Annotated in this window: 7 protein-coding genes; 3 read left to right on the top strand and 4 right to left on the bottom strand. The window is 43.5% G+C overall.

From position 1 onward, the window contains the following. The first annotated feature begins 218 nt into the window (after positions 1 to 218). Positions 219 to 1685 carry an aminotransferase class I/II-fold pyridoxal phosphate-dependent enzyme gene (locus tag ETB99_RS11200; RefSeq protein ID WP_077429535.1) on the top strand — a complete coding sequence of 489 codons (1467 nt, stop codon included), beginning with the start codon at positions 219 to 221 and terminating at the stop codon, positions 1683 to 1685. A gap of 119 nt (positions 1686 to 1804) precedes the next feature. Here ETB99_RS11200 and ETB99_RS11195 read toward each other — a convergent pair whose 3' ends face one another. Both ETB99_RS11195 and ETB99_RS11190 read right to left on the bottom strand, forming a co-directional pair. Continuing rightward, the gene (locus tag ETB99_RS11195) at positions 1805 to 1918 is read right to left on the bottom strand and encodes a GapA-binding peptide SR1P (protein WP_003395198.1); all 114 of its coding nucleotides are present in this window, start codon (positions 1916 to 1918) and stop codon (positions 1805 to 1807) included. A gap of 132 nt (positions 1919 to 2050) precedes the next feature. Then, on the bottom strand, positions 2051 to 2344 hold the full coding sequence (locus ETB99_RS11190) for a DUF3055 domain-containing protein (RefSeq protein ID WP_171700632.1): 294 nt from the start codon (positions 2342 to 2344) through the stop codon (positions 2051 to 2053). A gap of 358 nt (positions 2345 to 2702) precedes the next feature. On the opposite strand from ETB99_RS11190, the gene iscB reads away from it, so the two are divergent. Next, on the top strand, positions 2703 to 4007 hold the full coding sequence (gene iscB / locus ETB99_RS11185; protein ID WP_171700631.1) for an RNA-guided endonuclease IscB: 1305 nt from the start codon (positions 2703 to 2705) through the stop codon (positions 4005 to 4007). A gap of 36 nt (positions 4008 to 4043) precedes the next feature. Beyond that, entirely contained in the window at positions 4044 to 4424 is a 381-nt protein-coding gene (locus ETB99_RS11180; protein ID WP_077429536.1) for a DUF1885 family protein, read from the top strand. Here ETB99_RS11180 and ETB99_RS11175 read toward each other — a convergent pair. Together ETB99_RS11175 and lpdA are read right to left on the bottom strand one after the other, a co-directional pair. Further along, positions 4412 to 4648 carry a hypothetical protein gene (locus ETB99_RS11175; protein ID WP_041638619.1) on the bottom strand — a complete coding sequence of 79 codons (237 nt, stop codon included), beginning with the start codon at positions 4646 to 4648 and terminating at the stop codon, positions 4412 to 4414. The genes ETB99_RS11180 and ETB99_RS11175 overlap by 13 nt on opposite strands. A gap of 79 nt (positions 4649 to 4727) precedes the next feature. Then, entirely contained in the window at positions 4728 to 6140 is a 1413-nt protein-coding gene (lpdA, locus tag ETB99_RS11170) for a dihydrolipoyl dehydrogenase (RefSeq protein WP_077429537.1), read from the bottom strand. Position 6141: the final 1 nt, after the last annotated feature.

The following is a 6141-nucleotide window of genomic DNA, read 5'->3' as shown; positions in this document are numbered from 1 at the left end:
AGAGAAAACGCACATACCTACAGGATGAGAGTAAGTAAAAGCGCTTACATATAACGATTTTATAAAACCATATATAACCAAAAAAATCGGTCGAGAAAAAAATCTCCCACAAAGTCTTGACTCAAACAAGCAAAAAAACCATCTTTGCAAACGTATAAAGAAGTGCTATAATTCACTTTGTTTTATGTAAATCCAAGTTAAAGAGGTGTACAGCGAAATTGTCACAGTATGAAACACCGTTATTTACCGGACTGTTAGAGCATATAAAGAAAAATCCGATTCAATTTCATATTCCTGGCCATAAAAAAGGAGCAGGCATGGACGAGCAGTTTCGCTCCTTTATTGGAGAAAATGCGTTAGCGATCGATTTAATTAATATCGGTCCGCTTGATGATTTACATCAGCCAAAAGGAATGATTAAACGCGCGCAAGAACTTGCGGCAGAAGCGTTTGGAGCGGACTATACGTTTTTCTCCGTTCAAGGAACGAGCGGAGCGATTATGACGATGGTCATGTCCGTCGTAGGACCTGGGGATAAAATTATCGTCCCACGAAACGTCCATAAGTCTGTCATGTCAGCGATCGTTTTCTCAGGAGCGACACCGATTTTCGTCCATCCTGAGATTGATAAAGAGCTTGGCATTTCACACGGCATTACGCCAGAAGCGGTAGAAGCGGCATTAAAGCAACATCCCGACGCCAAAGGGGTGCTCGTCATTAACCCGACGTACTTCGGCATTGCTGGCGACTTAAAGCGCATCGTTGACATTGCGCACGCATACGGCGTTCCTGTTCTTGTTGACGAGGCGCACGGTGTGCACATTCACTTTCATGAAGATTTGCCGCTATCAGCAATGCAAGCAGGGGCAGATATGGCAGCGACGAGCGTGCATAAACTAGGTGGGTCGATGACGCAAAGCTCCATTTTAAACGTGAAAGAAGGGCTTGTGTCGGCAAAGCGAGTGCAAGCGATTTTAAGCATGTTAACGACGACATCAACATCTTACTTATTGCTCGCTTCGCTTGATGTGGCGCGCAAACGGCTTGCGACAGAAGGACATGAGCTTGCGGAACAAGCGATTCGCCTGGCAAATGAAACGCGGAAGCAAATTAACGATATCGACTATTTATATTGCGTCGGAAAAGAAATTCTCGGGACAGAAGCAACGTTTGATTACGATCCGACGAAGCTCATTATTTCAGTCAAAGAGCTTGGACTCACTGGCTACGACGTGGAAAAATGGCTTCGTGAACGCTACAATATTGAAGTCGAATTGTCGGATTTATATAACATTTTATGTATTATTACACCGGGCGATACGGAGCAGGAAACGAACGTATTAGTTGATGCGCTTCGTCATTTATCGAATGAATTTCGCCATCAAGCGGAAGTCGGGAAAAAAGCGGAAGTGATTTTACCAGATATTCCTGTGCTTGCGCTCACCCCGCGCGATGCGTTTTATGCAGAAACGGAAGTCGTGCCGTTTGATGAATCGGCAGGGCGCATTATCGCGGAGTTTGTGATGGTATATCCACCTGGCATCCCGATTTTTATTCCGGGCGAAATTATTACGGAAGAAAATTTAAATTACATTCGCAAAAATATCGAAGTCGGCTTACCTGTTCAAGGTCCAGAAGACGATACGTTGCGAACGTTGCGCGTCATTAAAGAACATCAGAAATGAAAAAAGCGGAGCTCGTGTGGAGTTCCGCTTTTTTCATCAATAAAAAGAGACCGGCTATGCCGATCCCTTCCCTCTATATATGTCTCCTCATCCCCCAAAAGCTCGTTCCGTTCTATATGTTATTCCTCGTCTTCACAATCGCATGTGCAACATTGACCGTACAATACCGTTACTTTTTCATCTTCAAAATGATCGATTGTCGCATTGCATGTTTGGCATACAATTGTACCCATCCCCGATAACCCCTTTTCCTTTGAAATGTTTGAAAACGTTTTACTGATTTCATAATAATATGTCATATTTGTTTTGTCAATAGGAATTAGTATGACATATTTAAACAAAAAAAGAGACGTAATTCACGCCTCTTACTCATATTGTTCAGCATAAGGTGTCGTTGGTAAAATGTCTGAGAGAAATTCCGCTAAATCTTCAGCTTGTTCTTTCGCGTCAATACGGAACGTACGTTGTAAATAGTCGTGGTCTTCGATGTCTTTCGGGTCGAGGAGAGCGGAGCGGCCTGTTTGCATACAGATGACAAGTGGTTTGCCAAAAAACATATTCGTATAAACGATGCCGAAATCGTAACGGACGTCTTTTGTCGTAAAGCCGACAAACCTCACTTTTACTTTTTCATGCTCATCATACAATTTTTCAAACATCTTATTCCCTCCTTCTTGTATATTAAACTTTATTATATCGTACCATTCATATTTTCGCAATTATTTGTTTTTTTACATATGTACGTGATACAATGAAAGTGATTTCAACATGTTTGAGGTCAACAACCCAACGACTAAAGTCGTGGGCTTATAAGCCCCATGTTGACCAGACCAAGGCTTGAAACAGAGCCTACGTTATAGATGTCATGACACGGTGGGGTGCTTCTCCAGCCCTACCCCCTGTCGTGCAAGATTAAACAAGCGTGGCGGGTAGCGCTAGTGTCTTGCACATGTCAAGCATCTATAACATGGTCGAGGAGAATATGACCTGCGTAAGCAGAGGAAAGGGGAGGACCCTATGGTTTTTGTGTTAGACACAAATAAGTGTCCGCTTGCTCCTTGTCACGAAGCAGTTGCGAGAAAGCTGTTGAAACAAGGGAAGGCGGCGATTTACAAACGATTCCCATTTACCATTATCTTGAAAAAATCAGTGGACGAATCAGAAATTAAAACAACATATCGGCTAAAAATCGACTATGGAAGCAGACATACAGGATTAGCGATTTTGCGAGGACAAGAAGTGATATGGTTAGGGCAACTTGACCATCGCACAGACATCAAAGAAAGAATAGATAAAAGGCGTGCTTTTCGTCGAGCAAGACGAAATCGAAAAACAAGATACAGAAAACCACGCTTTCTGAACCGCAAGCGAAAGGAGGGATGGTTGCCGCCATCACTAGAGAGTCGTGTGCAAAATATCCAAACATGGGTTAGCCGTCTAAAAAAGTTATGCCCCATTGGGCATATATCATACGAAAATGCCAAATTCGACACGCAACTAATGCGAAATCCTGAAATCAGTGGCATTGAGTATCAGCAAGGCACGCTTCAAGGATACGAAGTAAGAGAATACTTGCTTGAAAAGTTTGGACGGAAGTGTTGTTATTGCGGAAAAGAAAACGTTCCACTTGAAGTGGAGCATATTATTCCAAAATCGAGAGGCGGAGCAGATCGAATAGATAACCTTTGCCTTGCATGTCGAGATTGCAACCAAAGAAAAGGAAACCAAACAGCAGAAGAGTTTGGCTGTCCACACATTCAAAAACAAGTCAAAGAATCATTAAAAGACACAAGTATCATTAACGCAACAAGATGGAAAGTATACGAAGTATTAAAGCAGGCAAGATTAGATGTTGAGTGCGGAACAGGCGCACGCACAAAAATGAATCGTATTCGTTTAGGTTTGCCGAAAGCACACTATTTTGATGCCTGTTGCGTTGGAGAAAGCACGCCAAGCCACTTGTATTTCAAAACAAAAGAAGTGTTATTCATCAAGGCAAAAGGGCGTGGTAGTCGTTCACGCACAAACCTAGATAGATATGGCTTCCCAAGAGGTTATCTTGCAAGGCAAAAGTTCTTCTTTGGCTTCCAAACAGGAGACATGGTTAAGGCTATTGTTCCAAGAGGAAAATACAAAGGCGTGTGGTTTGGTGAAGTGGCATGCAGGAAGACTGGAAATTTCGACATCAAAGGAAAAGACGGTAAACGTATCGCACAAGGAATCAGCTATAAATATATTCAAGTCATTCAGCGATTTGATGGATATACTTACAGAAAGGAGGAAGCGGAACTTGCACAAGGCGCAATTCCTCCCCGTGCCTAAAGGCAGGGGCTTCCTTGCGTGAGTTTCGTGAACAAAATGGCTCATACAGCTACAATTGAACTTGTCCCTGCATCAACGTGGGAGACGGTGACGTTAGAACAATGCAAACAACTGCTCGAACAATTTCGCGACATCGCGCGCAAAACGGGCGAACAGCTCGCTTGGGACTACGCGGAATCCGCTTTCCCGTATGACATCGTCATGAAAGAAGACCGCATTTTGTTAGTTGGAAAAAATGACCGCTATCATATGATTGAATGTCGCGTGCATGAGCGTGCGGTCGAGTTTGTCTTGCCAAAACAAGCGACGCATGGCGATAAAGGAAAAGCGAATGAACTATGTAAATTTTTCGCTAAACGAATGGCAGGGAAACTGCATTTATTTAACGGGCGAGTGATGTATTATTACAAACGATAATCCCAAAAAAGCTGACGACAAACGAAATAGACGGCAATCGTTAATAAGGTTGTCCAACATGCGCGCTTTTTCGTTAAACGAAACCGAAGCGCAAGCAAAAAAGCAACATACATAAACATGACAAACAACAATGCTTTAAAAATAAAATGATCGTGGGCCGATCTCCATTCAACGAGTGAAAATAAGCTCCAAATAAGTAATTGAAGTAAAAAGACGATATACATGTTCATACACCCCTTATGAACATCATATGATCGTCTCAAAAAAATCATGAAAAAAGAGGACGGCGAAGCCATCCTCTTTTTATTTGTTAATAATATGAATTGGGCTACCGAGCGCCACTTCTGCCGCTTCCATTGTAATTTCTCCAAGCGTTGGATGCGCATGAATCGTCATCGCAATATCTTCAGCTGTCATGCCAGCTTCGATCGCTAAACCGAGCTCTGCGATCATGTCGGATGCGTTTGGACCGACGATTTGTGCACCGATAATGACGCCATCGTCTTTCGTTAAGACGAGCTTTAAGAAGCCATCTGTTTCGTTTAATGCAAGGGCACGGCCGTTTGCACCGAACGGGAATTTTGCGGTAATGACGTCAATGCCTTCTTCGATCGCTTGTTTTTCAAAGTAACCGACAGACGCGCATTCAGGGTCAGAGAAGACGACAGCTGGAATCGCTAAGTAGTCAATTTCAGACGGATGGCCAGCGATCGCTTCTGCAGCAATTTTTCCTTCGTATGACGCTTTATGCGCAAGCGGTGGACCTGCAACAACGTCACCGATCGCGTAAATGTTTGGTACGCTCGTGCGGCATTGCTTGTCGATTTCAATTAATCCACGTTCTGTCATTTTGATGCCAATTTGTTCAAGTCCCATTTCTTCTGTGTTCGGACGGCGACCAACTGTGACAAGCACGTATTCGGCATCAATTGTTTTCGTTTCGCCGTTTACTTCAAATGTTACCGTTACGCCGTCTTCACGCTCTTCGACACCTTTTGCAAGCGCGTTTGTAAAGACGTCTACTCCTTTTTTCTTTAAGCGCCGACGAACGACAGCGCTCATTTGTTTTTCGAAGCCAGATAAAATTTCATCTGCGCCTTCTAAGATCGTAATTTTCGTTCCGAAGTTTGCGTATGCTGTTCCTAATTCTGTACCGATGTAACCGCCGCCGATGACGACCATCGATTTTGGAATGTCAGGTAAGTTTAATGCGCCTGTCGAGTCAAGCACACGCTTTGAAAATTTAAACGTTGGCAACTCGATTGGACGAGAACCTGTTGCGATAATGGCGTTTTTAAATTTGTACGTTTGCGCGCTATTTTCTGTCATGACGCGAACGGTATTTTCGTCCACGAAATACGCTTCGCCGCGCACAATGTCGACTTTATTTCCTTTTAATAATCCTTCGACGCCACCCGTTAATTTTTTCACGACGCCAGCTTTCCATTCTTGCACTTTTGAAAAGTCGACTTTTACGTTTTCTGCAAAAATACCCATATCTTGTGAATGTGTTGCAATTTCGTAACGATGACCGGCAGAGATGAGCGCTTTCGATGGAATACATCCAACGTTTAAGCACACTCCACCAAGGTTTCCTTTTTCAACGATCGTTACTTTTTGGCCGAGTTGCGCCGCACGAATCGCTGCGACGTAACCGCCGGGACCTGCACCGACGACGAGAGTTTCTGTTTCAATTGCGAAATCGCCTACTACCATC

The sequence above is a fragment of the Anoxybacillus sp. CHMUD genome, assembly GCF_013096965.1.
GTDB lineage: Bacteria > Bacillota > Bacilli > Bacillales > Anoxybacillaceae > Anoxybacillus > Anoxybacillus kestanbolensis_A.
Note: the sequence above shows the minus strand (reverse complement) of the source record. Positions and strands in the feature narration are given on the sequence as shown.

What these genes read in the sequence shown, in the direction of transcription:
- ETB99_RS11195 (WP_003395198.1), bottom strand. Translation starts at nt 1,918, where the DNA reads ATGGGTACAATTGTATGCCAAACATGCAATGCGACAATCGATCATTTT.
- ETB99_RS11190 (WP_171700632.1), bottom strand. Translation starts at nt 2,344, where the DNA reads ATGTTTGAAAAATTGTATGATGAGCATGAAAAAGTAAAAGTGAGGTTT.
- iscB (WP_171700631.1), top strand. Translation starts at nt 2,703, where the DNA reads ATGGTTTTTGTGTTAGACACAAATAAGTGTCCGCTTGCTCCTTGTCAC.
- ETB99_RS11180 (WP_077429536.1), top strand. Translation starts at nt 4,044, where the DNA reads ATGGCTCATACAGCTACAATTGAACTTGTCCCTGCATCAACGTGGGAG.
- ETB99_RS11175 (WP_041638619.1), bottom strand. Translation starts at nt 4,648, where the DNA reads ATGTATATCGTCTTTTTACTTCAATTACTTATTTGGAGCTTATTTTCA.
- lpdA (WP_077429537.1), bottom strand. Translation starts at nt 6,140, where the DNA reads ATGGTAGTAGGCGATTTCGCAATTGAAACAGAAACTCTCGTCGTCGGT.